This is a genomic window from Streptomyces sp. AC555_RSS877, from assembly GCF_019049245.1.
Lineage (GTDB): Bacteria > Actinomycetota > Actinomycetes > Streptomycetales > Streptomycetaceae > Streptomyces.
Genome location: NZ_JAGMUK010000001.1, coordinates 15,932 through 41,353 on the forward strand (window position 1 = coordinate 15,932; position 25,422 = coordinate 41,353).

Annotated in this window: 24 protein-coding genes; 7 read left to right on the plus strand and 17 right to left on the minus strand. The window is 67.9% G+C overall.

Annotated elements, in window-relative coordinates; all coding sequences use genetic code 11:
* Window positions 1-199: 199 nt before the first annotated feature.
* The 5 genes from eccCa (at window position 200) to KUM49_RS00095 (ending at window position 8,201) form a co-directional block, all read left to right on the plus strand.
* Complete coding sequence (gene eccCa / locus KUM49_RS00075; RefSeq protein ID WP_217234806.1) at window positions 200-4,174, plus strand: type VII secretion protein EccCa; 3,975 nt, start codon at window positions 200-202, stop codon at window positions 4,172-4,174.
* 1 nt (window position 4,175) lies between these two features.
* On the plus strand, window positions 4,176-4,391 hold the full coding sequence (locus KUM49_RS00080) for a hypothetical protein (RefSeq protein WP_217234543.1): 216 nt from the start codon (window positions 4,176-4,178) through the stop codon (window positions 4,389-4,391).
* Between the two features lie 393 nt (window positions 4,392-4,784).
* Entirely contained in the window at window positions 4,785-5,300 is a 516-nt protein-coding gene (locus tag KUM49_RS00085; RefSeq protein ID WP_217234544.1) for a hypothetical protein, read from the plus strand.
* Entirely contained in the window at window positions 5,300-7,615 is a 2,316-nt protein-coding gene (locus KUM49_RS00090) for a hypothetical protein (protein WP_217234545.1), read from the plus strand. The genes KUM49_RS00085 and KUM49_RS00090 overlap by 1 nt, the downstream gene beginning before the upstream one ends.
* 154 nt (window positions 7,616-7,769) lie before the next feature.
* Window positions 7,770-8,201: a hypothetical protein gene (locus KUM49_RS00095; protein WP_254400516.1), complete on the plus strand. Its 432-nt coding sequence runs from the start codon at window positions 7,770-7,772 to the stop codon at window positions 8,199-8,201.
* A gap of 184 nt (window positions 8,202-8,385) precedes the next feature.
* Here KUM49_RS00095 and KUM49_RS00100 read toward each other — a convergent pair whose 3' ends face one another.
* The 17 genes from KUM49_RS00100 to eccB all read right to left on the minus strand — a co-directional run bounded on the left by KUM49_RS00100 (window position 8,386) and on the right by eccB (window position 22,940).
* Window positions 8,386-8,685 (minus strand): WXG100 family type VII secretion target, encoded by a 300-nt coding sequence (locus KUM49_RS00100; RefSeq protein WP_308406520.1) that lies wholly within the window; start codon window positions 8,683-8,685, stop codon window positions 8,386-8,388.
* 69 nt (window positions 8,686-8,754) lie between these two features.
* On the minus strand, window positions 8,755-9,039 hold the full coding sequence (locus tag KUM49_RS00105; RefSeq protein ID WP_254400517.1) for a WXG100 family type VII secretion target: 285 nt from the start codon (window positions 9,037-9,039) through the stop codon (window positions 8,755-8,757).
* Window positions 9,040-9,168: 129 nt separating this feature from the next.
* Window positions 9,169-10,266: a S8 family serine peptidase gene (locus tag KUM49_RS00110; RefSeq protein ID WP_254400518.1), complete on the minus strand. Its 1,098-nt coding sequence runs from the start codon at window positions 10,264-10,266 to the stop codon at window positions 9,169-9,171.
* A gap of 195 nt (window positions 10,267-10,461) precedes the next feature.
* Complete coding sequence (locus tag KUM49_RS00115) at window positions 10,462-12,141, minus strand: WXG100 family type VII secretion target (RefSeq protein WP_217234549.1); 1,680 nt, start codon at window positions 12,139-12,141, stop codon at window positions 10,462-10,464.
* Complete coding sequence (locus KUM49_RS00120) at window positions 12,141-12,599, minus strand: hypothetical protein (RefSeq protein ID WP_217234550.1); 459 nt, start codon at window positions 12,597-12,599, stop codon at window positions 12,141-12,143. Before KUM49_RS00120 ends, KUM49_RS00115 begins: the two co-directional genes overlap by 1 nt.
* 374 nt (window positions 12,600-12,973) lie before the next feature.
* Window positions 12,974-13,513: a hypothetical protein gene (locus KUM49_RS00125; RefSeq protein WP_217234551.1), complete on the minus strand. Its 540-nt coding sequence runs from the start codon at window positions 13,511-13,513 to the stop codon at window positions 12,974-12,976.
* Entirely contained in the window at window positions 13,491-14,765 is a 1,275-nt protein-coding gene (locus KUM49_RS00130) for a WXG100 family type VII secretion target (protein WP_217234552.1), read from the minus strand. Before KUM49_RS00130 ends, KUM49_RS00125 begins: the two co-directional genes overlap by 23 nt.
* Complete coding sequence (locus tag KUM49_RS00135; RefSeq protein ID WP_217234553.1) at window positions 14,765-15,067, minus strand: DUF6317 family protein; 303 nt, start codon at window positions 15,065-15,067, stop codon at window positions 14,765-14,767. The genes KUM49_RS00130 and KUM49_RS00135 overlap by 1 nt, the downstream gene beginning before the upstream one ends.
* Window positions 15,067-15,594 (minus strand): SAV_915 family protein, encoded by a 528-nt coding sequence (locus tag KUM49_RS47935; protein ID WP_254400519.1) that lies wholly within the window; start codon window positions 15,592-15,594, stop codon window positions 15,067-15,069. The genes KUM49_RS00135 and KUM49_RS47935 overlap by 1 nt, the downstream gene beginning before the upstream one ends.
* A 163-nt stretch (window positions 15,595-15,757) precedes the next feature.
* Window positions 15,758-16,447 (minus strand): contact-dependent growth inhibition system immunity protein, encoded by a 690-nt coding sequence (locus KUM49_RS00145; RefSeq protein ID WP_217234554.1) that lies wholly within the window; start codon window positions 16,445-16,447, stop codon window positions 15,758-15,760.
* A gap of 22 nt (window positions 16,448-16,469) precedes the next feature.
* Complete coding sequence (locus KUM49_RS00150) at window positions 16,470-16,793, minus strand: RNase A-like domain-containing protein (RefSeq protein WP_217234809.1); 324 nt, start codon at window positions 16,791-16,793, stop codon at window positions 16,470-16,472.
* Between the two features lie 46 nt (window positions 16,794-16,839).
* Window positions 16,840-17,439, minus strand: coding sequence for a hypothetical protein (locus tag KUM49_RS00155; protein WP_217234555.1), 600 nt, complete (start codon window positions 17,437-17,439; stop codon window positions 16,840-16,842).
* Window positions 17,440-17,489: 50 nt separating this feature from the next.
* Window positions 17,490-19,229: an RNase A-like domain-containing protein gene (locus KUM49_RS00160; RefSeq protein WP_217234556.1), complete on the minus strand. Its 1,740-nt coding sequence runs from the start codon at window positions 19,227-19,229 to the stop codon at window positions 17,490-17,492.
* Window positions 19,229-19,543 carry a WXG100 family type VII secretion target gene (locus KUM49_RS00165; RefSeq protein ID WP_217234557.1) on the minus strand — a complete coding sequence of 105 codons (315 nt, stop codon included), beginning with the start codon at window positions 19,541-19,543 and terminating at the stop codon, window positions 19,229-19,231. The genes KUM49_RS00160 and KUM49_RS00165 overlap by 1 nt, the downstream gene beginning before the upstream one ends.
* Window positions 19,544-19,600: 57 nt before the next feature.
* Window positions 19,601-20,026, minus strand: coding sequence for a WXG100 family type VII secretion target (locus tag KUM49_RS00170; protein WP_217234558.1), 426 nt, complete (start codon window positions 20,024-20,026; stop codon window positions 19,601-19,603).
* A gap of 122 nt (window positions 20,027-20,148) precedes the next feature.
* A complete protein-coding gene (gene mycP / locus KUM49_RS00175) occupies window positions 20,149-21,405 on the minus strand; it encodes a type VII secretion-associated serine protease mycosin (RefSeq protein ID WP_217234559.1) in 1,257 nt (418 codons plus the stop codon).
* Window positions 21,406-21,416: 11 nt separating this feature from the next.
* A complete protein-coding gene (gene eccB / locus KUM49_RS00180) occupies window positions 21,417-22,940 on the minus strand; it encodes a type VII secretion protein EccB (RefSeq protein ID WP_217234560.1) in 1,524 nt (507 codons plus the stop codon).
* A gap of 199 nt (window positions 22,941-23,139) precedes the next feature.
* Here eccB and eccE point away from each other — a divergent pair, with 199 nt between their 5' ends.
* Together eccE and KUM49_RS00190 are read left to right on the plus strand one after the other, a co-directional pair.
* Window positions 23,140-24,477, plus strand: coding sequence for a type VII secretion protein EccE (gene eccE / locus KUM49_RS00185; protein WP_217234561.1), 1,338 nt, complete (start codon window positions 23,140-23,142; stop codon window positions 24,475-24,477).
* Window positions 24,478-24,482: 5 nt separating this feature from the next.
* The gene (locus tag KUM49_RS00190) at window positions 24,483-25,259 is read left to right on the plus strand and encodes a hypothetical protein (RefSeq protein ID WP_217234562.1); all 777 of its coding nucleotides are present in this window, start codon (window positions 24,483-24,485) and stop codon (window positions 25,257-25,259) included.
* Window positions 25,260-25,422: the final 163 nt, after the last annotated feature.

Genomic DNA, 25,422 nt, shown 5'->3' on the forward strand with positions numbered 1-25,422 from the left:
GACACCGGTGTTCCGTACCTCGTCAGATGGCACGGAATGCCCTGATCCTCCAGCCCAACTCGCGTGTGCTCACGCGAACATCCGGCACCCTACCGTCCCGTCGTCTCTTATGAAGTCAGTAGGATCACGCGGCGGCCTGCGTCCGCCCGAGACGGGGCGGCGGACGGACTCTCCGGGCCGGCCAAGGGAATGGATGACAGTGAGCCACATCGTCGTGAAGCGCCCGCCTCGGGTGCTGCCGTCCGAAGTGTCCACGCGGGAGATCGTCCTGCAGCCTCCGCCCGAACTGCCGCGGGGGCACCAGGAAAGCGTGCTGATGCAACTCCTGCCGACGCTCGGCATGGGTGGCTCGGTGGTCTTCTTCTTCACGAGCGGGCAGCCGTTCATGAAGATCATGGGCATGATCATGATCGCGTCGACGATCGCCATGTCCATCGCGATGGTGGTCCGCTTCCGCCGCGGCTCCCAAGGGGAGTTGGCGGACATGCGCCGCGACTACCTCAGCTACCTGGCGCAGACCCGGCGCACGGCCGTCGACACGGCGAGGGCACAGCGGGACGCGCAGTACTTCCTCCACCCCTCCCCCGAGCAGCTGTGGGCGCTGGTCGCCGAAGGCAGCCGGGTGTGGGAACGGCGCCCCGGCGACGAGGACTTCGCCCAGGTCCGCATCGGCCTCGGCTCGCAGGCGCTCGCCAGTGCCCTGGTTGCCCCCGAGACCGCCCCCGTCGAACAGCTGGAGCCGCTGACGGCGGGCGCGATGCAGCGCTTCCTCGCCGTCCACAGCACCCTGGACGACCTGCCGATGGCGGTCTCGCTGCGTGCCTTCTACCACGTCACGATCAGCGGTGACCCGCAGTCCGTACGGTCCTCGGCTCGGGCCATGGCCGGCTCGCTGGCCGCGCTGCACTCCCCCCAGGACCTCCTCATCGTGGTCGCGGCAGGCCGGCAGGCCCTGCCCCACTGGGAGTGGGCCAAGTGGCTCCCGCACGTCCAGGCGCCCGGTTCCGTGGACGGCGCCGGCAGCCGCAGACTGATCGACAGCGACAGCCGCGAGCTGGAGAACCTGCTCGCCAACCGGCTGACCGGCCGTCCGCGCTTCCACCCGAACGCGGCGCCACTGCCGGAGGAACCCCACATCGTCGTCGTGCTCGACGGCCTCTCCCTGCCCCCGGACTCCGTCCTCGCCAACCCTGAGGGCCTGCAGGGCGTCACCGTCCTCGAGGTCGTCCCCGGCGAGCTGACCGGGGCCGGCGGCGAGCTCTCCATCGTCGTACAACCCGAGGCGCTGCACCTGGAGTCGGGGCACGGCGTCGTCTACGAGGGAACTCCCGACACCCTCTCCTACGAGTCCGCCGAAGCGCTCGCCCGGCAACTCGCCCCGCTGCGGATGGCCTCCGGCGGCGACGACGACGAACCACTGCTGGCCAACCTGGAGTTCACCGACCTGCTGAACCTCGGTGACGCGGCGTCCGTCGACACCCAGCGCACCTGGCGGCCGCGTTCGCTGGCCGAGCGGCTGCGGGTGCCGATCGGACTCGGCGAGGACGGCCGGCCCGTCATGCTGGACCTCAAGGAGGCCGCGCAGGAGGGCATGGGCCCGCACGGGCTGTGCGTGGGCGCCACCGGTTCCGGCAAGTCGGAGCTGCTGCGCACCCTGGTGCTGGGCCTCGCGGTGACGCACTCCTCGGAGACCCTGAACTTCGTCCTCGCCGACTTCAAGGGCGGCGCCACCTTCGCCGGCATGGCGCAGATGCCGCACGTGGCGGCCGTCATCACCAACCTCGCGGACGACCTGACCCTGGTCGACCGCATGGGCGACTCCATCCGCGGCGAGCTCAACCGCCGCCAGGAGATGCTGCGGGACGCGGGCAACTACGCCAACATCCACGACTACGAGAAGGCACGCGCGGCCGGTGCGCCGCTGCAGCCGATCCCCTCGCTGGTCCTGGTGATCGACGAGTTCAGCGAACTGCTCACCGCCAAGCCGGACTTCATCGAGATGTTCGTCCAGATCGGCCGCATCGGCCGGTCGCTCGGCGTGCACCTGCTGCTGGCCTCGCAGCGCCTGGAAGAGGGGCGGCTGCGCGGACTGGAGACGTATCTGTCGTACCGGATCGGTCTGCGCACCTTCTCCGCCGCGGAGTCCCGGGCGGCGATCGGTGTACCGGACGCCTACGAACTGCCCAACGTCCCAGGCTCCGGCATCCTGAAGTTCGGCACGGGCGAGATGGTGCGCTTCAAGGCGGCGTACGTCTCCGGCGTGTACCGCTCGGGCACGCAGCGGTCGGCGCTGGGCAGCGGCCGGCTGCCGATGGACCGGCGGCCGGTGCTGTTCACCGCGGCCGAGGTGCCCGTCCAGTACGTGGCGGTACCGCAGCAGCGCCCTGCGGCCTCGGACACCCCGGACGTCGACGACGCTCTCGCGGACACCGTGCTGGACGTGGTGGTGCGCCGGCTGGAGGCGCAGGGCCCGGCCGCCCACCAGGTGTGGCTGCCGCCGCTGGACAGCCCACCCTCCCTGGACAGCCTCCTGCCCGGACTCACCTCCGTACCGGGCCGCGGCCTCACCCAGCCCGGCTACGAAGGCGCGGGCCGCCTGATCGTGCCGGCGGGCCTGGTCGACAAGCCCTTCGAACAGCGCCGCGATCCGCTCTGGGCGGACTTCTCCGGCGCGGCCGGCCACATGCAGATCGTCGGCGGCCCGCAGTCCGGCAAGTCGACGCTGCTGCGCACGCTGATCTCCGCGTTCGCGCTGACCCACACGCCGCACGAAGTCCAGTTCTACGGCCTGGACTTCGGCGGTGGCGGCATGGCGGCGATCGCCGGACTGCCGCACGTGGGTGGCGTGGCCTCACGACTGGACCCGGAGCGCGTGCGGCGCACGGTGGCCGAGGTGTACGGCGTGCTCACCCACCGCGAGGAGTACTTCCGCTCCGCCGGCATCGCGTCCATCGCCGACTTCCGGGCCCGGCGCGCCCGGGGCGAGATCTCGGTCACGGACCAGCCGTGGGGAGATGTCTTCCTCGTCATCGACGGCTGGGGCAACTTCCGCGCGGACTACGAGGCGATGGACCAGGTGATCCACGACATCGCGGCGCGCGGCCTCGGCTACGGCATCCACCTGATCCTCACGGCCTCGCGCTCGATGGAGGTCAGGGCCGCCCTCAAGGACCAGCTGATGAACCGCCTGGAGCTGCGGCTCGGCGACACCATGGACTCCGAGCTGGACCGCAAGGTGGCCGCGAACGTTCCGGCGGGCGTGCCGGGCCGCGGACAGGCACCGCAGAAGCTGCACTTCATGGCGGCGGTGCCCCGCATCGACGGTCTGACCTCCGACACCGACCTGGCGGAGGCCACGGCGGCACTGGCGACCGAGGTCTCCCGGCACTGGCAGGCACCCGGAGCTCCCGAAGTCCGCCTGCTCCCCCGCGAGTTCCCGGCCGAGCAGCTGCCGCCCGGCAACCGTTTCCCCCAGCGCGGTGTCTCCTTCGCGCTCGACGAGGACAACCTCGAACCGGTCTTCGTCGACTTCGAGCAGGACCCGTTCTTCCTCGTCTTCGGTGAGAGCGAGTCGGGCAAGTCCAACCTGCTGCGGCTGTTGATCAAGCAGCTGACGGAACGGTACGAGGGCCACGAGGCCAAGCTGTTCGTCATCGACAACCGGCGCTCACTGCTGGACGTGACGCCGGCGTCGCACCTCGCCGAGTACATCCCCATGTCCAACTCCATGGACCACCACATGGCCGCCCTGGCCGACCTGATGCAGCGCCGCTCACCCACGGCCGACGTGACTGCCCAGCAACTGCGGGACCGGAGCTGGTGGCAGGGACCGACGGTGTACGTCGTCGTCGACGACTACGACCTCGTGTCCACGTCGAGCGGCAATCCGCTGGCGGGCCTGACCGAGCTGCTTCCGTTCGCCCGCGACGTGGGCGTGCGGTTCATCATCGCGCGGTCGACGGCCGGCGCGGGACGGGCCTCCTACGAGGCGTTCATGCAGCGCATCAAGGAACTGGGCGCCCAGGGTGTCGTCCTGGCCGGCGACCCGGGCGAGGGGGACCTGCTCGGCGGGGTCCGGCCACGGCCGATGCCCGCGGGGCGGGGGGTCTTCGTGTCTCGGCGGCGAGGGAAGCCGTTGGTTCAGGTGGGGTTGGTGGCGGAAAGGGAGTTCTGAGGTGACCTGCGTGAGGTCGGTGGTGTACGTGGCATCGGTGGCTCGTGCGGCATCGGTGGCTCGTGCGGCGTCGGTGGCTCGTGCGGCGTCGGTGGCTCGTGCGGCGTCGGTGGTGGTGGACGAGGTCTCTGTGGTCAGCGAGGCCTCGGTGGTGTGCGTGGCGTCGGTGGTGTGCGTGGCGTCGGTGGTGTACGTGGCGTCGGGAGGGACGTACTGATGGTGGGAGTGGGGATCTTCATGATCTGCTCGCGCTGGCCCTCGCCGGGCTCGGTGCGGCCGATCAGCGGGCGCTGTGGTGGCGGTTCCAGGCGCGCCGGTTCCGGGATCCGGAGGCGAACGAGCCGTCGGACTCGGAGTATCGGTCCAAACGGGTCGTGGCGTTTGTCTGTGCGGTGGTGATGGCGGGGATGGCTGTGTGGACGTTCTCGTTGGCTGCGCAGATGTAAGGCGGCGGCGGTGGGCTGGAGATCCTCCGATCCACGACCGTCAAGCGCGTGGGATCTGTGAAGTCGCTTGAAACGAGTGCACGGGTCTGGCCAGTTAGTACTTTGACGGAACAAGTTCCGCCCTGAGAGGCGGACTTCACGGGGACACGGGGAGAGGTACACGCATGGCCTGGGACGAGTGGGAGCAGCTGAAGTCGCAGGCTGCCGAGCGTCAGCCGACGCAGATGCAGCTGAACCAGTTGGACCCCGGTGACGGCGGGGGCTACACCTCGACTCCCAGCCAGTACGGCGAACTCAAGGTCAGTCAGGGCGACCTGTCGAACATCGGCAAGAAGGCCTTCGCCTTGTACAACGACCTGTGGGACAAGGGACGCAGGGCTGTACCCAGCAGCGAGACGGCCGCGGGGACCCTGTCCAAGGAAGGATTCGCCCTGGGCGGGGGCCTCCAACATGTGGCGACGCGCTGGGACGAGCAGTTGTCTTCCCTCCGGGACGCGTGCGCGCACATCTCCAATCACATGACGGTCACCAAGAATCTGCACTCGGACGGCGACGACTACATCCGTCGCCAGATGAGCAGCATCGACACGCTTGACGCGGGCTTCGACGAAAGGGTCGGTGAACCGGGCGCGAAGAATCCGGCCTACGCCGACTCCGGCGAGAAGAAAGACAAGAACTGATGGACCTCGACGCTCTTCGTTTCGCCAACTTCAGTCAACTCGACACCGCCATCGACGACTGGTCGACGATGATCAGCGACCTCGAGACACTCAAGGACGACGCCGAGAAGGGTCTCCGGGGGGCCTCTAACAAGGCCAACTGGGCGGGCTACAACGCCACCGTGTCCAAAGAGTTCATCGGCAAGACAGCAGGCGAATTCGCTGATGCCCACACGCAGGCGACGTCGATCCGGAACATCCTCCGTGACACACGGGACGAGCTCAAGCGCTACCAGGGCAAGCTCAACGACTCGATCGACCGGGGTCTGAAGAAGAACCTGACGGTGGTGTCCACCGGTGACGGCGGGTTCACCGTCACCATGAACATCCACCCTGACCGCGCCGCGAAGGGCACGTCGGTTCCCGAGCACCAGGAGAGCGACGTCACCGCCTTGCGCGATGAGGTACAGAGGATCCTGAACGAGGCTACGGAGAGCGACAGCTCGGCCAGCACTGTCCTCAAAGCAATCGCTGACCAGAGCGCACTCGGATTCTCGGAAGCCAACTACAAGGACCGGGACACTGCGGCCGAGGCCGTCAAGCAGGCCGACGAACTGGCCAAGCTCGCGAAGAAAAACCCGGAAGACCTCACTCTCGAGGAGTTCGATCGGCTCAACGCAGGCCTCAAGAAGTACGGGAACGACGAACTGTTCGCCGAACGGTTCGCCACGGGTCTCGGGCCCCAGAAGACCCTGGAGTTCTGGACTGGTGTCACAAACCCGCACACCAACTCTGACGTATTCCGTAACCGGCTCGAGCAGCTCGACGACATGCAGCGGAACCTCAGCCTCACCCTCGCCGGTGCATCGCAGAGTGACTCCGCCGCGATGACCGACTGGAAGAGCAACATGGTCGGCCTCGGAGAGAACCGTATCGGCGGTCCCAGCGGACCCATGGGCTTCCAGGTCATGAGCAACCTCATGCGCATCGGCGACTACGACGACACGTTCATGAAGCAATACGGCACCGAACTCATGGCGACCGAACGGAAACTGACCGGCAATGGCGAACGAGACAACCTCGCCTGGCACTTCGGTGGAGCCGGAGGCACGATGCAGTACCTCAATCGCATCGGTGAGGACAGTGGGGCCGACCCACTGACGGGCTTCTTGAAGGGTCTGTCCAACAGCCCGGATGCCGCGACGGGGTTCTTCAACGAGGAGTACATCTCGAAGGACGATCCGAATAACCCCTTCGAGCGGGACTCCGACGATGAGAACGACTACAAAGGGAAAGTCACACTGTCCAACTTCCAGTACCTGTTCGAGGAACGGGACTGGCCCCAGGAAGTGGACTCCCACGGAGACGATCTCCATACCGGACAGAACAATCTGGCGTTGGCACTGGAGGCGGCTACCACGGGGCATCCGGCGGGTGAGCTTCCGACAGCAGATACACCTGCCCACAACGGAGAGCAGACGAAGCTCTTTGAGAGCATCGTGTCCTCCATCTCGGACGACAATGGGCGACTCACCGATAACAGCTACATGTCCGACAGTATCGGACAGATCACGTCAGAGTATCTCCCGGATATCAACCGAGCAATGACGGACGACTCCGATGGAGACACAAACAGGCTATTCCCGGTAGCGGGATCCTCCGCCACGCTCAACCACAGGGACGTGACCGCCCTACTCGTTTCAGTCGGGCAGAATCCTGAAGGTTATGCAGCCGTCGAAGTGGCAAACAAGGCCTACATGGCGAACATGATGGATTACCATATGAACCCGAACTTGGCAGCGGGTGATCGGTACTCCAACGACACGCAATTTGCCGTCGAACAGCTAGCTCACGGTTCGGGCGAGATCTCCGGAACACTCGCCATCGGGCGTCAGGAAGCAGTAGCCGGTCCCGCGAAGGAGTCCGACGACGCCTACGACCAGTCTGTCACCCAGTGGAAGAATGGCATCTCAGGCGGTATCGGCACGGGTATCGGCGTCGGCGTGACCTTCATCGCGAGCCCTATTGGTGGTGCTGTGGCCGGCGGCGCAGCCAGCACTGTCAGCAGCATGGTTCTCGAGGAACTGTTCCAGAATGCCGAGGGCCATGCAAAGGATGACGCCGGCGCCGTTATGGGGGCGAAGTGGGAAAGCGGCCTCGAAGAGAACTCGGCTTATACGGAGCGGGCTGCCGAGCTTGCGGCCAAGGCTCACAACCGGACTGACCTGCAGGACAGCAGCATCGACGAGAAAGCGCGCGCAGCGACGCAGCAGGGCTTCAGGGACGCGGGCATAAACACCGAGTACATGGCCCCGCATCTCAAGACAGAAATCTGACCCCACGCGAGAGGGCCTCTTCATGTTCCGCCCCCGACTCACCCACCCCGCACGAGCCGTCCGAGCTTCGGCTTCCGTCGCCATAACACTGGCCGGAGCACTGACTCTTTCTGCGTGCTCAGGCGGAGGCGGAGAAGAAGAGAAGAACTACACAGTGCCCAGCACCCTCTGTGGCATTTCACTGGACTCCAAGCTGCTCGATGCTTTCCTGTCGGGCGGTGATTCCATCTCCGTGAAGCCCTCGTCTCCCAACGGGGGAACAAAACGGTGTGATGTCGTCGTCGACGGCGATATCGCGGTTCGGCAGATTCAGGCATGGTGGAGCAACGGGGAGAGCGCGTCCACTGTCGCCGCGGGATACGACAAAATGGATGACGGCCAAGTGACCGACGATGATCGCTATCTGCACTCGGGTACTGGTGCGGTAGGGAAGACCACGGCGTCATGCAAGTCCTCGGATCACCCGGATCAGACTCTGTACGCCGTAATCCAGGTGTTCACTCCGGACCGATCTGACGCCGATGCGATGAAGACACTGATCACGGCCTACACCAAGGCTCTTGAGGACTCCGGCGCGTGCGGCTGACCACTGCTGCGGCGAGCGGGCCGGACCTGCCATGACCAGAATGGCCGTGGCGGAAACGGTGCACATATGAAGCATCGTCGAGTGCACCAGTTCGCTGAGGCTCCAGGAGATACAGACGATCCGCACATGACACAGGGTGGGCACCTCCCGTGCGTGCCCACCCTGTCATGTCGATCCGCTCAGCTCACTGGAAGTAGCTGGCTCCCTTGAGGTCACCGGCGCGGTAGTCGCCGCCGGCCTGGGTGACCTTCTGGCCGATGGACACGAGCGCCGTGTGGAGCGCGGCGGCGTCGGTGTCCCACTGCTTCATCTTCGCGCCGAACGCGTTCGCGGCCTCACCTTCCCAGCCGGCGGCGACCTTCATCACTGCGGCCTTGAGCGCCTGGATGTCCTCTTCGAGCTTGCTGGCCTGCTTACCGAGCGTAGTGGTGATCGTATCGAGGCCGTCGTACTTCACAGCCATCTCGTCGTTGTGAATGCTCACCGTGGGTTCCTCATCTCTTCATTGGCTTTTTTTGGGGGCACGACGGCCCGGAGACGTGACGGGTGCCGCTCAGTAGCTGTTGAGAGCCGACTTCTCGCCGCCGTACTGGACATCGATGCTCTGCATGGTCGAGCGCACCGCGTCCTCATTCGTGTTCGTGAGCTTGCGGGTCTCGTTGATGTTGTCCAGGAACCACGTGAGCAGTGCGCCGATGCTCTTGACGCGCTGGTTGATCTCGACCTGCTTGTCGTTGAAGGCCTTGGCTCCGATGCCTCGCCAGTTGACCTCCATCGTGTCCAGCGTTCCCTGGAGAACGCTGAGCTGACCCTTGATCGACTCGTACCGCTGAACCATTTCCTTTTCGAGCTTGATTACTTCGGCATCGTTGAGCTTCTGCCCAGCCACCATCGCCAGACTTCCCTTCGTCTAATTCGCTGTTGGTCGTAGAGGTGTTCAGGCCCGCTTACGGGGAGCGGGAAGCGGTCAGGCGGTTCGCCGCTTGCGTGCCAAAGCGAAGGCACCGCCGCCGATTGCGACGACAAGGACGGCGCCCAGGATTGCGTACAACTGGGTGTTGTCGTCGGAGGAGTTCGAGCTGGATGCTGCTGCTGAGGTCGCGCCGCCCGACGTTTCCTTCGGCGCTTGGGGCGAGGATGAGGCGGGAGCCGATGGAGAAGAGGAGGCTCCGGTGACGCCGGTCCCGTTCTCGTAGCCGAGAGGGTCCGTGTTGGCGGGGCCTGGGTTGATGCTGCTGTTGTCGAGCACCTTGCGAGGGCGGACCAAGCCATAGCCCAGATACCTGCTCGGCTGGTCCTTCGGCCAGTCGCGGCTGGCAGTGTCGAGCAAGGTGCGGAGAACCTGGTTGGCTGTCCAACTGGGGTGGGCGGACCAGATCAGTGCGGCAGAGGCAGCGGCGATGGCAGAGGCGATACTCGTTCCCTCCTGATCGCAGTATGAGCGGAACGATGAGTCGCACCATACGGGTGCATTGAGGCCGGGAGCCGCCAGATCCACATAGTTGCCGTGCTCCGAGAAGTCTCCGACTGTCCCCGTCTGGTCCGCGGCAGCGACCCCGACGACATAAGGGTAGGCCGCGGGATAGCCGATGTCGTTCTTCTTTTCTGCGTCGTTTCCGACACTGGCGAACATCAACTTGCCCTTGGAGTGGGCGTATTCAATCGCCGCCTGCTCATCGGGATAGATATAGGGCGTGCCGAAGGACATGTTGATGATCTTGACGTCGGTGTCAGCAGCAGCTCTGATCGCTTGCGCCGCGTCGGGGGTTTTCTCTCTCTCCGCCTCGCCCTTCAGATCCTCGAGCCGGATCCGGTAGGGCACAATCTTCGCCCCCGGCGCCAGGCCCTTGAGGCCACCACCAGCCCCTGTGCCGGCGATGAGTTCCGCGATGCTCGTACCGTGGCCGTTGAAATCCTGGGTCGCGTGGTACGCAACAGATTTCGGCACCTCGTCGACGAGAACCTGCCCCTTCAGGGAAGAAGTGCCTGGGTTGACGCCCGAGTCGATGAGGGCGACTTTGACACCCTTGCCTGTACTCACCTTCCACATACCGTCGACGTTCATCGGGCCCAAGTACCACTGCCTCGACTGGACGTCCGCGGCGACCGCGCTCTGCGCCAGGCCCGAAGACACGATGGCGAATGCACCGAGTACGGCGCACACGGTTGACACACGTCTCCCGGCACGTCCTGCGAAGAACGCGGTAAATGCGCCGTGGGGGCTGGTCCCTGTCATGCGTCTGTCGATCCTCGCTCGTATTCAGTCATTTGCGGGTGGCGCGTTGCGCCGCGGGGTCTCGGGCTGAGTGTCGTCCTCGCGGCCCGCGCGGTTGACGTTCCGCCGATTGCCGGTCGGGCCTGGCGCGGCACCCGCGTTGCCTGCGACAAGCCCGGCGTTCCTCGCTGCGGCGGCTCGCCCTGTGGGCGTACCGACAACCCCGTCGGAATTGCCGGTCACGGGCCGGGCAGTCCGTCCCGTGCGCGCGCCCGAACCAGGGTTCGGCGCCCCGATTACTCCACGCTGCCCGATCTGGCCGGCGGGTGTACGGGATGCACTGTTGCCGTCGGCGCCGACGACCGTACCGCGAGGAACCCTGGAACCGGTCGCTGACTGAGGACCTGTGGCAGGCCTTCCTCCCACGACACCATTGCCGCGTGCCGCACCTGTCGAACTCGTGCCACCTACCCGGCCGTTCACCGGCCCCGCGACAGGGCGTGGCGTTCCGCCAGAGACACCTCGGCCCATGGGAGACGGGGTCCCGCCCCGGCTTCCCGACTGCCCCATAGGAGCGGTGCGTCCCATCGGCCCCGTGGTGCCGCGCCCACCGGCTTGGCCGCTGGGAGTGGTTGTGCGGCCTTGCGCCGACATCGGGGACCTGTTGCCATTGGCTCCGCCGGAGACCGGAGTACGGCCGGACTGTCCGCGGAGGCCAGGAGGAACATTGGTCGGTGAGAAGGGAGGGACCTGTCCTCCGTTCCCGCTACTCGGGCCGGTCGGTGTCGGCGGCACATGGGTCGTCGGCCTCGCGCTCTCCTGAGGCGGGAGGGTACCCACGCTGTCGATCTTCGTGCCGACATTCACATCCGGCCGGGTGGTCGGGTCGTCCAGATTCTTGAGCGGCGGAGTGATGACGTCTCTCTGACGCCCCTCGCCTGTCGCCCCGCTCGAAGAGTCCTGCCCCGCCGTCACGGATTCATGAGCGGCGCCAAGCCCGCCGGAGGCCTGCCGTTCCGCTGGGAACTCTCGCGTGGGATCCGGCTTGGGCACCCCCACATCCGGCATGGCCTCGAACGTAGGCGCCTCCTGCTTCGCCAGGTATCCCTCCGACACCTCGTAGAAGGAGGCCAGCCGGTTCATCTGATTGATCGCCTCTTGGCGGTCCTTCTCGACCTTGACCGCCGCCGCGTACTCCGCGTTGCCGTCGACCTGCTTGGGGGTGGGGATGTCCTCCACCGGCGTGCGGACGAGTCGGGTGTCGCGGGGCGGCATGGCGCTGCGGACCGACGCGAGGCCCGTGGCCGCTGCCGCGATCTGCGTACCGGCAGTTTCGGCGAAGGTCGCGAGGTCCAAGGCATGCTTGACGAGGTTGTCGCCCCATTTGTGGAAGGCCGTGGCGGACTCGCCTTCCCACTCGACCCTGCCGATATGGTCCTTGAGCTCGTTGGCGGCCGTTTCGATGGCGTCCTTGGCGTCCCACAGAGCCTTGCCCGCGGTCTCCAGATCCTCCGGTTTCGCGGACTCGACCAGGTCGATCATCGCGTTCAGGTCGTGGCTCTCGAAGTCCGTCTTGCCGAAGACCCGGGGGATACCACCGCCGAAGGGAAGGGCCCTGCTGACGAACGCCGTCCCCTGATTGATCAAGTCGATGGCGCTGAGTTGCGCGGCGGCGTCTTCCTTTTCCGCCAGGTGCGGATCCTGGCTCTTCTGCTCGTCACTCATTAGAGGCCACCCCCTGCGTTCTTGTCGTCGGAGAGCTCCTTCGCACCTTCGCGGTGCTCCGACGCTTCCGCGGCGGCCTTCTCCTGCCGCGCTTCCTCTTCCTGCCGCCCGATCTCGGTCTGGATCTCCCAGAACCGTCGCCGCTGCTCCTCTTCGATGGAGCTGAAGTTGCCGCGCGCGCCGTTGACGGCGATCTGGAGCGCCTCTATCTGCAGGCCCAGGTTCTTGGAGAGCGTGGTCAGGCGCTCATGGACCGTCTCGTACGCCGTATGGAGCGCCGTGGCCTCGTCGAAGCGACCCACACCCTTGAACGATGCCTCGGAGAGACGATGCGCCCCGACCTTCTGCGCACTGCCCTGCGAGTCCTCGAAGTTGGAGAGCGCGACGTCCACGCGCTTCTTGAACTCTCCGAGCGACTCCAGCGTGACCTTGAGAGCCTGGCGCTCCGCAGCAGGCACGATGCCTTCCCTCCCCGTTCCCCGTTTGTGAAGCTGTCGAGCGGTGCACAGGCCGTGGCCTGATCAACACACTCGATGACCACTGTAGTCATTGTGTAAATCGCGGCCAACTGAACTTTGTGTTAGGTGAGTTACGAAGTTGTCGAGACACCGTCAGGAGACCCGCTCCGAACCTCCCCGAAGGATCTGAAACTCGGGCAAGCCATGCTCGCCTCGCCGCACTCGGTGCCCGCAAGGAACCGTCCAGTGGGTCAGATGCCGTGCATGGCTCATTCTTTGCGATGCCAAAACGTGCCTGTCCTTCTCAGCACCCCGCCGCCAACGTCGGCATGACCGCCGCGAGCGACACGAGAGCAGTGCGCACCGCCTCGCCGTCACGTCCCGGACGGATGCCGCTCCCGCAGCCAGCGTCGCGCACCGACCTCGCTCGGGTATTCGCGGACCGTGAGCCAGGCTGTCAGCCAGCCGACGACGTACGCGGCGAACGCCGGCATGACGGGCGCCGCGAGGAGGACCAGGGCACGGCCGGCGGCGATCCGTCCCGGGCCGCGCCTGTTGTGGTCGCGTTCGGCGTGGAGGGTCTGCTCGGGGGTGGGCGGGTGGAGGAGCCCTTCGCGGTGGCTCCGGCGCTGCCTGATCCAGCCCCAGGCCAGGGCTGCGCAGGACGCTACGGCCTGCGTCCAGTTCCACACCGTGCGCGCGGTGGGCGACCACTCGCTGGTGAACCCCCGGTAGAGGTTGAGGGCGAAGAAGCAGACCATGGCCATGACGACGATCAGGAAGACGGCCGTCCGGGCGCGGCGCAGCCAGTAGGGCATGCCGCGCTTGTACCAGGTGGTGCCGAGTTTCGGCAGGGCCGGAATGTGGGCGGGCGTTCCGTGAACCGGGGCCTCAGAAGATGCCTGTGACGCCATGCCAGATGTCCTTCCCCAGTCGCGCGACATCGTCCCCGGTCTCCGTGGCGACGTTCCCGGCGCCGTGCAGGACCCCGCCGACCACGCCGTGGTCGTGGATGTCCTCGCTCCAGTGTTCGTGGAGGGAGTGGTCGAGGACGTCCGTCGCGAGGATCGCCGCCCCCACGCCGACCACAGCCACCGCGGCCGCGCCTTCGACGGGCAGGGCGGCCACCGCGACGGCTCCGGCGGCGACACCGGCGACGGCGGCCCCGACGTCGACGGTGACGGAGTGCTGCCAGGACCAGCCCTTGTCATGGTCGTCCTTCGCCTCGACCAGTCCGCAGGCGGCGGCCGCGGCGACGTCCAGCACCGGGATCTCCCTGAGGAATTCGGGAAGCTTGCTCACCCCTTCGCCCAGGCGCAGCGCGTCCGCCGCGTCGGCCAGCTTCACGTTGAGGGCCCGGTCGTACGGCAGGGCCGTACTGCCGTGATCGGCGCGGGCGATGGCGTCTTCCAGCGAGTCGACCTTCATGACCGCGTCGCGGTAGGCGCCCTTGGCGGGAAGGTCGTCGGGCAGCGCGCGGCCCGCCTTCTGGAACGCCTTGCGCTCGGACCGCAGTTCCTTCTTGGCGGACCGTTCCTCGGCCTTGGCGCCGTCGAGCAGCTCGCGGGCCTGTTTGCCGCCGGCCCGGGCGTCCTCGGCGTCGTAGGCGTACAGACCGCGCAGCGCGTCGGCGATGGTGATCTTGTCTCCGGTGGACACCGGTGCCGTCACCTGCGCGTACAGGCCCCGGAGTGCGTTCGCCGCGACCAGCCGGGCGTGCTGGGCGGTGTGCAGGATCTCCGTGCGCACCTTGTCGTACTCACCCCTCGCGGCGATCGCCTTCTGGTCGTCGGCACTGGGCGGATTCGCTGTCGCCATCTCCAGCGGGACCCCCTTGTCCCTCATGGCCACGCCCTTGCGCGTGGCCGCGTGCTCCGCGTTCTGCAGGGCCGTCTCGCAGGTGGAGAGGGCGTCGGCGAGGTCGGACAGGATGCCGCCCGCGGCGTGCACGAGGCTCGCGAAGGCGCCCGCTGTCAGCGCGTCCTGACTCCAGGTGGCGCGGAACGTCTCCGCCGCCTCACCCTTCCAGGAGGCGTCGTCGACCAGCTCCTCGACCGCGCGGCTCAGCGGGCGGACGACGTCGTCGAGCTTCTGCTTCGCGTTCTTGTACGTCTCGGCCATCGTGCGCAGCCCGCCGATGTCTCCGCCGACCCAGCTGTCGACCATCAGCCGTCACCCACCATCAGGTCCTCGAACAGGCCGTGTACGTCGATGTCGTGCCGCTGGAAGGAGTCGCGGGCGTACGTCACCCTGTCGCCGTGGTCGTCCAGGCGGTCGGCGAAGCCGATGTGCAGGGCGACGATCAGGTCGGCGACCTCCTTGACGGCGTGATCGAGCCCGGCGTCGCCGCCGTCCGCCACGGGCGGGGCGACATCGGGGTGCAGCTTGCGGTAGTTGACGGCCTCGTCGTGGAAGGTCTTCGACATCGCGGTGAGGTCGCTCAGCACGGCCTTGAAGTCGACGGCCATCAGCTCACCGCCCGCGCGTAGGCGGCCAGGTCGGCCGACAGCCAGTTGGGGTGCATGGTGGCGGCGACCGGCGGGTCCAGGAGGACCGTGACGCCGTGCTCGTCCAGCGCCTCCGCCAGCAGTCCGATCGAGGTGGCCACCCACGGCTGCGCCTCACCGAGCGCCGCGACCAGTTTGGCCGGCGTGGTGAAGGCGAACACCACCCTTCCCTGCACGGGGTGCTCGAACAGTTCGTACGCGATGAAGGGCGCACGGGCGGGTCTGCCGGAAACGTCCGTCGTGTCGACGTACCGGGGATGGGCGGGGACGAGGACAGGAGTGCGGTACGGGGGTACGCCCGGTTTCGGGCCCGGTGACCGCTGCGTCTCAAGGTGTTCGGTGTGCTCGCTGTATTCGACGTAATCCAGGAGGCGCGATCTGCGGGGCTGCGGGTCCAATGCCCCGGCCCTGGCCGGCGCCTGGGCCTGGCCTGCGGGCGGCTCCGCCTCGAAGTAGTCGAGAAGGTGGGAACGGATCGGTACGGCCACCGCCGTCTCCTCTCCCCCGTGGACGATGTGGCGGCACCACCGTAGCCAGCGGACGATCGGGCAAATCCCGCTATGTCAGGTTGGTGGGGTCGGGGCATGCGGAACCCATACGACGGTTTGGCCACGACCCGGTCGGGGCTTGACTGCGGGATGACCCCCGCGCTCAGCCGTCGCTCGGCTGAGGCCCGTACTCCGCCCGCGGCACACCGAGCCGATCCGCGACCAGCGCGAGCCACCCACCCGGCGAGTACGGGGCCGGCGGGTCGACCTCCATGCCCAACTCGGCGACGGCCAAGGCGTAGTCGGACTCGTCGAGGCCCAGCGCGAGCAGCTCGTGCAGCTCGCCGACGAGCCGGGCCGTGAGCTGCGGGTCGGTGGAGGCCCGGTAGTCGTCGACGGCCGAGTCGTGGCCGTCGAACTCGTCCGGCATGTCCTGGGAGAACCAACCGCCGAGGAACTGGCCCAGCTCGGGGAAACGGGCCTGCCACTCCCAGTGGGTGGCGGGCGTGGCCGTGGGCGGGACCTCGCCCTCCTCGACACTGTGCTTGATGTGGTCGGCGAGGCAGTACAGCCACTGCTGGATCTCACCCTCGGGCAGGCCGACGTCGGGGATCGGGTAGAACTCGCCGAGGCGCAGCCGGAGCCGGCCGGGCGGGTGGTCGGCGTACTCGCGCAGTTGCCGCTCGGCGACGGCCAGCGCCCACGGGCGGCTGTGCCAGGTGTGTCGCAGGTATGCGGTCAGGGCCGCGCTGGGCTTGTCCGCGGTGTCGTCCGCAGTTTGCCCGGCGTAGGCACGCATCACCTGGTCCAGCTCGCCGTAGCGGCGGTCGTGTTCAAGAGGGCTCAAGGGCACGGTGATCAGCCTCTGCAGGTCTCTACAGGTAGACGGGGAACGTGGCGTGGACGGCGAAGCCGTGAGGGCGTGACGCGTCCCGCTTGAGGACCACCCGTGCCGCGCGGACGTCCACCGGGTCCCGCCCGGCCAGCATCATCGCCTGCAACAGCACCCGGCCCACCGGCTCGGGCCGCGAGGGCCAGGACGCCTCGATCGACAGGCGGGCGCGCGTGGACTGGGCCAGCCAGCGGTGGATGACCTGCTCGTTGGCTGTGACCACCTGCTGAGTGGTCCATTGGGCGGTCTCGCGGTCAGGATACGTGGCGGCCCGGGTGCGGACCACGGCTGCTGCTGCGCCGTCCATGCCGTCCATGCCGTCCATGCCGTACGTGGTGTTCATGGGAGTCCCATCAGGTGGCGTCGAAGGACCAGAAAATACCGAGTTCGGTCTCGGACACCGCGATCAGGCCGAGATCCCAGTCGTACTGGGACATGGGGGTACAGCCAGTGGTCGCCTCATAGAAGTCAGGGGGCGTGGCGTGGCTGCCCGTGATCGATCCCGGGTAGCCGGCGTTCGTGTAGAAGGACGTCCCCTCCGGGAAGCGGGAGAGGATCACCCTGGCCTTCCGCTCGAGTTCCGACCGGCGGGTCTCGAAGTGATTGTGGGCGCGTTCGCTGGGGACATCCAGCCATGTGGTGGACAACATGACGAGCAGTCCTTCCACCGACGTCCGGGGCACCGTCCACAATCCGGCCCGCCACGCCGCAGCGGCCTCCGGGTCGGAAGGCGGCAGGACGAAGGGGAAAAACGGGTCCTCCAGACGTTCCTCCTCTCCTTCGTCGACGTCGATCCACCTCCAGGACCGGGGATCCGCCACCTCCCGGCGCATGACTGCCGCTACGTCCCGTTCCCAGTCACGGTGCGCGCGGGGGCCCACCAGGACGTACGAGTACCGCCCCTCGTACATGGTGAGCGCCTCGGCCCAGGCCTCGGCTACCAACGTCGACATCGCGGCTCCCTGTGACGGTCGTGTGGTGTTCTGTGAGGCAAGGATTCAGCCTATTTGGGCATGGAGGTGACCACGACGAAGGGCGGGGTGAGGCTGTTGTCGTATCTGAGCCGGGTGGCAACGCCGTGCGCTTCCGTCACCGGGGTCGCCTGGCCATTGACCATCCTGGAGGTGCGTCCGGTCACCGGGGCCGCGGCCAGCGGGTTGTTGGGGTCGGTACCCACCGAGCTGACCTGGAAGATCGGGCTGGCCGGCTGGGGCGGAGGGCCAGTCGCCAGCCACGCGTTGATGGCACCGGTGTTTTGCCGGATACAGGCCTGTGTGTACTTCTGGGCCGAGGCCAGGTCCGTGAAGCTGGAGGCCGCCGGAATGCCGGACTGATCGCGCAGACGCTGGAGAAGTTGGGCGTCGGTCTTGCCGACGTGTTTGTCGATGGTGTGGCCGCCGCCGAGGTCCTCGGCCATCGCCAGGTCCATCGTGTACATGTATGGGAACGGGTTCTCCCCGTTCAGAATTTTGTGCTCCTTCTTGAATTCGTTCAACGAGCGACCGGCGAAGGCCTCGGCCCGGGCCTCCTGTGCGATGAACGTGGGTGCGCTCCTGAGCGCCTCGTCCAGTTCCCATTCCAGCGCGAGGAGCGTGGTGGCGGCGTCACTGAACTTCTGTTGATAGATCTCGACGGCCCTGTCCGCGGCCGCGCGGTCCATGTGCTTGCGGAACGTCAGCACCAGCTGGCCGAACATGGCGGAGCCCGCGAGCTTGAGCAGTTCCAGCGCATCGAGGCCGACCGTCAGATCCTCCACCATCTTCTGAGCCGCCGTCTTGGCGAGGGCGGTGGTGGTCTCCCGACAGGTCTGCGCGGCCTGGGCCAGGTCGTCACAGGTCTTCTGAATGGTGTCCGCCGTGTGGTGCAGCACCTCCAGGATCGGCCTGCGCTGTGCGGGCGCCACGTTTCCCGAGGTCTTCCAACTCCGCCCACCCTGGTGAGGCGGGGTGATCTGTCCCTGCGAGTTCCGGCTACGGCCCCATGCGGTGGTCCCCCAGACCGACTGGCAGAACGACTTCATCGCGCTCTGCCATTCGTTGTTTCCGCTCGGGTCCGTCATGTAGCTGATGGCGGACGTGAAATTGTCACCGGCCTCGAGCGCGGTGCTCGCCGCATCCCGCCACGCGGTGGCCATTCCTTTGAGGTCGTCATCGCGAGCGCCCGGCGTGATCTCATGGGTCTTGCCGAGGTTCAGCCCCTGCTCGATGGCCGGCCGGATGACGTCGGCGAGGAAGTCCGGAATCTCGCCCATGGCCCCGGAGATCGCCCACGAGTCGGCGTCCTCGCCGGTCCCGGTCCACTTGATGTCGTTGATCTTCCCGTAATTGGGCTGTTTGTCGATGACGACGGGAGGACTGCGGCGCGGCGCCGGGCCCTGCATACCGCGCGTGGACCAGTCCGCTGCCTGGTAGTTGTTGGCAGTCGTGGTCAGGCCCACCGCGACGCCGCCGACGCTCACCACGCTGGCCGCCCAGACCTGGACGAACTTCTCGGCTATCTGCATGTAGACCTTGGCGAAGGAGTCCGGGCCCCACCCGGTTCCTGCCGACTGGCTGTACTGGTTGAGCGCACCGACCAGCTTGGTGGCGCCCTTGTCGTAGTCGAACTGCCCGTCGCGTATGACCACTGCCGAGTAGTACAGGTGTGGTGGCTGCACGTCGAAACCACCCCCGCTGTCCGGCGCCGCCGGGTTCAGCCGGTCCCGCTCCTCCTTGCGTTCGGCATCGCTTGGCCGGTCTGCCATCAGGCGGCCCCCCAGCCCCGCAGCACCGCCTGGTGCGCCGCCGCGTAGTTGACGTGCCCGTTGGTGACGTACTCGTGCAGCCACTTCTGGGCCGCCTGCAGATCCTGCGCCGAGCGGTCCCACTCGTCGAGCTTGTCGACGAAGACGTCGCGTGTCTCGCCCTCCCAGGACAGCACGACGGGCACCACACGGTCGTAGAGGCCGTCCAGCTTGCCGTTGAGCTGCTTGAGGATGTCCTCAAGCTCCGCGGCGAGGTCGTGGAGCGTGCCGAAGGTGACGGATATGTGGTCGTCGGAAGCGGGCCCGGTCGACATGATCCCCCAGTGGATGTCGGTAACTACGTGTGCGAATACGAGAGTTGGCGGTGCGGATCAGAATCCGTCGAGGCTGCTGCGCGGTGCCGGTGGTTCCGTGTTGGGCGTCGACAGTTTGTCCACCTCGCTGCCGACGTCCACCTGGATCTGCCGCATCTGCGTCAGCACCTCGAGGTCGTCCCGGGAGAAGCCGTCGCGGCTCAGCCGTACCGCCTCCTCCAGTAGCTTCATGACCTCGCGGATGCGTACGGCGTCCTCGGCCGCCGCCTGGTGGAACTTCCGGTATGCCGTCGCCGCCGGGCCGCGCCATCCGGCCTCGATGCGGTCGACGACCGCATCCATGCGTTTGACCTGTTTGTCCAGGTGCTCCTGCATGTCGTCCAGGTCACCCGCGAGCTTGGTCAGATCCTGGGACGAGACCCGGAGGTTCTCGCCGCCGCCCTGCGCCGAACCTGCTCCGGCTCCGGCTCCGTTCACACCCATGCCGTACCTCTGCCCCCGTCGCTTCGGCATCACGAGCCCCGCACTGTTCCGACAATCGTATGATTTTCGGAACCGGCACGCCCAACTCCAGTTCTCTGGCGGCGAGATACGCGTGCCGCCGCCTACTCCGCTCCCACGACCCGTCGCGCACGCCTGCGCGCGTCCCGGATCGCCACTGCCGTACCGCCGAGCCCGGCGACGAGTACCGCCGCGCCCACGGAGACGTACGTCGCGAGGCGGGCGTTTCGTTCGGCGGCCGTTTCGCCGATCTGGAACTTCGCCGGTGTGGGGGCTTCCGGTTTGCTCAGGCCCGCTTGGGGGTCGGGGGTCTCCAGCGGTTCGTCGTCCTCCGTGAGGGCACGTACGGGGTCGACCACGCCCCAGCCGACGTAGATGTCGTGGCCCCCGGTCGTACGTTCCGCGGTCTGTTCGATCTGGGCGACGATCTGCTGGGCCGTCCAGGTCGGGTGCTTCGCCTTGATCAGCGCCGCGACGCCCGCGACGTACGGCGCGGAGAAGCTCGTACCGTTGTCGGAGCAGTGGCCGCCCTTGGGGACGGTGGAGATCATGTCGACGCCGGGGGCGGCCACGCCGACGAACTCGCCGGACTGGGAGAAGGAGGCGCGCTCGTTGTTGCGGTCCGAGGCGGCGACCGCGAGAACGCCCTTGTAGGACGCCGGGTACGTCTCCTTGACGTTGCCGCCGAGTCCGTCGTTGCCCGCCGAGGCCACCACGACGATCTTCTGGGCCAGGGCCTCGTTGATCGCCTGCTCCAGGTCGGAGGAGGGCCTCACCGCGTTCGAGGTGTCCTGGGAGATGTTGATGACGTCGGCGCCGGCCTGGATGGCGTAGAGGATCGCGCTGGTCAGGGTGTCGGCGGTGCCGTGGCCCTCGGCGTCGTTCTGCTGGATCGGGATGATCGTCGCGTCGGGGGCCAGGCCCACGAATCCGGTGCCCGCGGCGGGGCGGGCCGCGATGATGCCCGCGACCTTGGTGCCGTGGCCGACGGTGTCCGTGGTGCCGTTCTCCTTGCCCCGCTCGATGGGGTTGCCGTCGTCGTCCTTGAGGTTCTTCGGCAGGAGGTTGCGGCCGCTCTTCGCGTCGACCGCGTCGGCGAGCTGCGGGTTCGTCACGTCCACGCCGGTGTCGATCACCGCCACCCGCACGTTCTTCCCCTTGGACTGGCGCCACAGTTCGTCCAGGAGGACCCGTTGCAGGGCCCAGGGGCGGCCCGGGTACTTGCCGTTGGGGAACGTGCACTGTTCCGAGTAGGGGAGGTCGGCCGCCGCGGCGGGAGGCGCGAAGAGGACGGGGGCGGTCGTCAGCAGGGCCGCGGCCGACGCGGTCGTCAGGCGGCGTACGGAGGGGAGAAGTCGCATGCCCGCACCCCTCAGGAGCCCTGCGGCTGGCGTGCCGCGGTGGTCGACAGGCGTGGGCCCGTGGGCAGGAACTCCGACCAGGCGGCGGGGACCGGTGCGGGGTCCACCTCCTTGTAACCCAGCCGGGTCTGGGCCTGCTCGGCCTCTTCCTGGGCCTGCTTGCGCTCCTTGGCCGTCGTACCGATGCCGGAGTCGCCCGTGCCGCTGTCGGCGTTGGACTGCAGTACGTAGCGCAGGCCGGTGTCGGTGACCAGGAAGACGGGTCCCGCCTTGGTCTCCTGGCCCTGGAACTGGCGGTAGAGCTGGCCGGAGCCGGGCGTGACGTAGGCGCTGGAGGAGCCGGTGGGGAGCTTGGCCGGGAAGTCCTTGCCCGCCCATGTGCTCAGCGTCGTCGCGCCGGAGCCGTTCACGTCGCGCAGGACGTTGCAGACGGTGCTGCGGCTGCCGGCCGCGCCGGAGGCCTCGTTGACGGGCTGGGGATCCTCGGTGGGCCAGCGGTGTTCCGTGCCGAACGGCTTGCCCGGGACGATCGCGCCGGGGCCCATCTCCTTGGCCTGACCGGCCTGTCCGAGGGAGGCGAGGTCCTCGCTGAACAGCAGGAGCTGGGCGACGAAGGCCGAGATGGGGGCGACCCGGCCGGGCAGCACCACGTAGTACTGCTCCGTGTTGTTGTCGAGCGCCTTGAGCACCATGCCGACCTTGTTGGTCGACTCGTCCAGCTGGCCGGGGGCGCCGGCCGCTGTGCCCGCCTGGTCGGCGATCTCCGGGAAGGAGATCGCGTCGCCCGTGTGCAGGGTCTCCAGCCACTCCTTGGACACCTTCTGCGGCTCCCGGCCGGAGCCGACGACGGCACGCAGCAGCAGTTCGTCGCTCTTGTCGATGGGATACGCCCGTCCGCTCGCGTCCACGACATAGCGGTTGCCGTCGGGGCCCTCGACGTACAGGAGTTGACCGCCGGCCAGCTTCTCGCCCTTGCCCTCGGTCGCCTTCATGTCGCGGGAGGCGAGGACCAGGGCCGCCTTCTGGATGGACTCGCCGCCGGCGCTGGGCCGTTCGCAGACCACCCAGCGCTTGTCGCTGCCCGCCTCGGACGCCGACGGCAGGCGGTCGGGCGCGTACGGGATGCCGATGGTGACGCCGTGCGGGATCTTGCCGTTGTCGAGGACGGACTCGGAGACGGTCACGACCTCGCCCTGGCCCTGGTTCAGGAGCAGCTTGGCGGACGCCATGTTGAGAACCGGGTGCAACTGGACCTGCCCGGTGGTCTTCAGGACGACGTACCGCGTGGTCGAGTCGCTGGCGATGATCACCTTGGCGTTGGGGACGTTCCAGCCCTTGGGCGCGGTGGGCTTGAACATGCCCCACGCGCCGAAGCCGGCGATGACGATCACGCCCACGATGATGCCGGGGAGGATCGAGCGGAGCGGGCGGGGCGCGCCCTCCTCCGAGCCGTCGGGCGACGACTGCAGGAAGGCCGCGAGCATGCGGCGCTTCGCGAAGGTGTAGGCATTGAGCTGATCGCGCCGAGATGCCATCTGTGCCTGTCTCTCCCCGTGTTCACATGGGCCGCGCTCGCCGGGGTGACGTGGTCCCCCGCCTCCGATGTCAGAGCGGCCCCCTACTATGCCTGGTATCCGCGGGGACTTGCGGAGCGGGTAGGGTACGCGGGCCTTCAAAGGCCTTGTGTGGTGCTGAAATACCAGTGAGTTGTGAGTAAAACGGGGGGATGGAGTGATGGCTTCCGGAACACGCGCCCGGTCCCGCGGCCGATCGCGGTCACAGGGCTCCTCGGCGGTCGGACAGACACCGGCAGTGCCCCGGCGGACACCGCCGCCGCGGCCGGCGACGCCGGGCGCGCTCCACCTCAGGGTGCGTTCGGGTCAGGCCGGGGCATTCCGGCTGCAACGTGTCGTCCTGCTGGAGATCGCGCTCGCCGTCGTGCTCGTCGGGTGGGTGATCGGTCCCGTCGCCCTGGTGGCCGCGGCCGTCGTCGCCGTCTGCCTGGTGCTGCTCTCCCTCTTCCGCCGCCGCGGCCGCTCCCTGCCCGAATGGCTCGCCACGGCACGGGCGTTGCGCGCACGGCAGCGCCGGGCCGCGAGCGGGCCGATACCGGAAGGTACGGAACCGGGTCTCGCGCCGGCCGTGGAGTGCGACCCGACCCTGCGGACGTACACGTACGCCGGGCGTGACCGCAGGCCCGTCGGAGTCATCGGGGACGGCACGTTCGTCACCGCGGTCCTGCAGGTGGAGGCCGACGCCACCGCCCTGCGGGCCGAGCGGAACCGGCAGCCGCTGCCGCTCTCGCTGGTCTACGACGCCCTGGGCGTCGACGACATCAGGCTCGAGTCGGCGCAGGTCGTACTGCACACCCAGCCCGCGCCCGCGCTGCACCTGCCCCAGCAGTCCGTGGCAGTCGCCAACTACGCGCCCCTGCAGGAGCAGACGGGTGCGCCGGCCGTGCGGATCACCTGGATCGCGCTGAAGCTCGACCCCGAGCTGTGTGCGGAGGCGGTGGAGGCGCGCGGCGGCGGTCTCGTGGGGGCGCAGAAGTGTGTCGTACGCGCCGCCGACCACCTCGCGAGCCGGCTGACCGGAGCGGGCTTCCGCGCCACCCTGCTCGACGAGGAGGAGCTGACCTCCGCCGTCGCCACCTCGGCCTGCGCCAACCCGTTGGTGACGGCGGAGGCGGGGCGGACGGACACACGGGAGCGGCGGACCGAGGAGTCCAGCCGGAGCTGGCGCTGCGACAACCGAAGGCACACCACGTACTGGATCCGCCGGTGGCCGTCGCTGGGAGGCGAGAGGGCACCCTCACTGCCGCAACTCGTGGCCCTGGTCACGGCCGTTCCCGCGCTCGCCACCACCTTCAGCCTCACGCTCACGCGCGGGGAGCGCCAGGAGGTCTCCGTGTGCGGACACCTGCGGGTGACCGGGCGCAGCGACGACGAACTCGTGGCGGCCAGGAGGGCGCTGCAGGGCGCGGCCCGGCACACCGGCACCGGCCTCGCCCGCCTCGACCGGGAACAGGTGCCCGGCATGCTCGCCACCCTTCCCCTCGGAGGTGCCCGGTGACGGCGATGACCACGCGCACGGGCCAGACGGCCACCAGCCACGGCGAACCCCGGCCCTCCGGCCCGCAGCGGGCGCGCGAGCTGCTGCGCAGCGGCTTCGGGCTCATCGGCCCGCGGCACGCGCGGCACTCCCTGCCCGTGGAGCAACTGGACGCGTTCACGCTGCCCATCGGGGACGACGGCGTAGTCATCGGCGTGGACGCGGACGGCCGTCCGGCGGTTCTGGGACTCAACCGTCCGACGCCGTACGACGTCGTCCTCATCGGCGGTCTGTGGACCGCGCAGGTCATCGCGCTCAGGGCGGCGGCGACCGGCGCGCGTGTCGCCGTGGAGACGGGGCGGCCACAGGCCTGGATGCAGATGGTGCACGCGATGGGCGGCGGGCAGAACGGCCTGGCGGTGTACGAGGTCGGCCGGGTGCCCCCGCAGGGCACCTCGGCGGGCACGCCGGTGCTGGTGGTGCGGGACTGCGGCATGCGCCCGCCGCGCGGTCGGGTGGTCTCCGGCCCCTGGCAGGCAGTGCTGACCCTGCTGCCGTATCTCAGCCCGGTGGCCCCGCGGCTGCTCAGACAGGCACGGCTCGTCGGAGTGCAGCGCGTCTCCCCGGACGAGGCGGCGGAACTGGGCCGTACGATGGCGTTGCCCCGGGCCGAGATGGACGCGCTGCCCGGCCTCTCCGACGGGCTTACGCTCTGGTGCACCGACCGCGACCGGCAGTACGTGTTGACGCAGCCCACCGACGCCGAGATCGGATTGTTGGGTATGCCTCGAAGGATGGACTGAAACAGCCATCACCTGACGCGAATTGACCATTCGGGGATGATTGTTCCACTTTGCCGTACGGCAGCACATCCGTTATCAGGCGGTTTGTTCGCCGGAATTGGCGTGAAGCACGGCACTTCGGGGACGGTGGTGATGCCGGAGGCGGGCCTTGAGGAATGGATGG

Coding starts and splice junctions, on each gene's coding strand:
- mycP (WP_217234559.1), bottom strand. CDS start 21,405: ATGCGACTTCTCCCCTCCGTACGCCGCCTGACGACCGCGTCGGCCGCG.
- KUM49_RS00170 (WP_217234558.1), bottom strand. CDS start 20,026: ATGGGTGTGAACGGAGCCGGAGCCGGAGCAGGTTCGGCGCAGGGCGGC.
- KUM49_RS00105 (WP_254400517.1), bottom strand. CDS start 9,039: ATGGTTCAGCGGTACGAGTCGATCAAGGGTCAGCTCAGCGTTCTCCAG.
- eccE (WP_217234561.1), top strand. CDS start 23,140: ATGGCTTCCGGAACACGCGCCCGGTCCCGCGGCCGATCGCGGTCACAG.
- KUM49_RS00135 (WP_217234553.1), bottom strand. CDS start 15,067: ATGGCCGTCGACTTCAAGGCCGTGCTGAGCGACCTCACCGCGATGTCG.
- KUM49_RS00090 (WP_217234545.1), top strand. CDS start 5,300: ATGGACCTCGACGCTCTTCGTTTCGCCAACTTCAGTCAACTCGACACC.
- KUM49_RS00110 (WP_254400518.1), bottom strand. CDS start 10,266: ATGAACGTCGACGGTATGTGGAAGGTGAGTACAGGCAAGGGTGTCAAA.
- KUM49_RS00160 (WP_217234556.1), bottom strand. CDS start 19,229: ATGGCAGACCGGCCAAGCGATGCCGAACGCAAGGAGGAGCGGGACCGG.
- eccB (WP_217234560.1), bottom strand. CDS start 22,940: ATGGCATCTCGGCGCGATCAGCTCAATGCCTACACCTTCGCGAAGCGC.
- KUM49_RS00165 (WP_217234557.1), bottom strand. CDS start 19,543: ATGTCGACCGGGCCCGCTTCCGACGACCACATATCCGTCACCTTCGGC.
- KUM49_RS00085 (WP_217234544.1), top strand. CDS start 4,785: ATGGCCTGGGACGAGTGGGAGCAGCTGAAGTCGCAGGCTGCCGAGCGT.
- KUM49_RS00125 (WP_217234551.1), bottom strand. CDS start 13,513: ATGGCGTCACAGGCATCTTCTGAGGCCCCGGTTCACGGAACGCCCGCC.
- KUM49_RS00190 (WP_217234562.1), top strand. CDS start 24,483: ATGACCACGCGCACGGGCCAGACGGCCACCAGCCACGGCGAACCCCGG.
- KUM49_RS00130 (WP_217234552.1), bottom strand. CDS start 14,765: ATGGTCGACAGCTGGGTCGGCGGAGACATCGGCGGGCTGCGCACGATG.
- KUM49_RS00155 (WP_217234555.1), bottom strand. CDS start 17,439: ATGTCGACGTTGGTAGCCGAGGCCTGGGCCGAGGCGCTCACCATGTAC.
- KUM49_RS00115 (WP_217234549.1), bottom strand. CDS start 12,141: ATGAGTGACGAGCAGAAGAGCCAGGATCCGCACCTGGCGGAAAAGGAA.
- KUM49_RS00150 (WP_217234809.1), bottom strand. CDS start 16,793: ATGGACGGCGCAGCAGCAGCCGTGGTCCGCACCCGGGCCGCCACGTAT.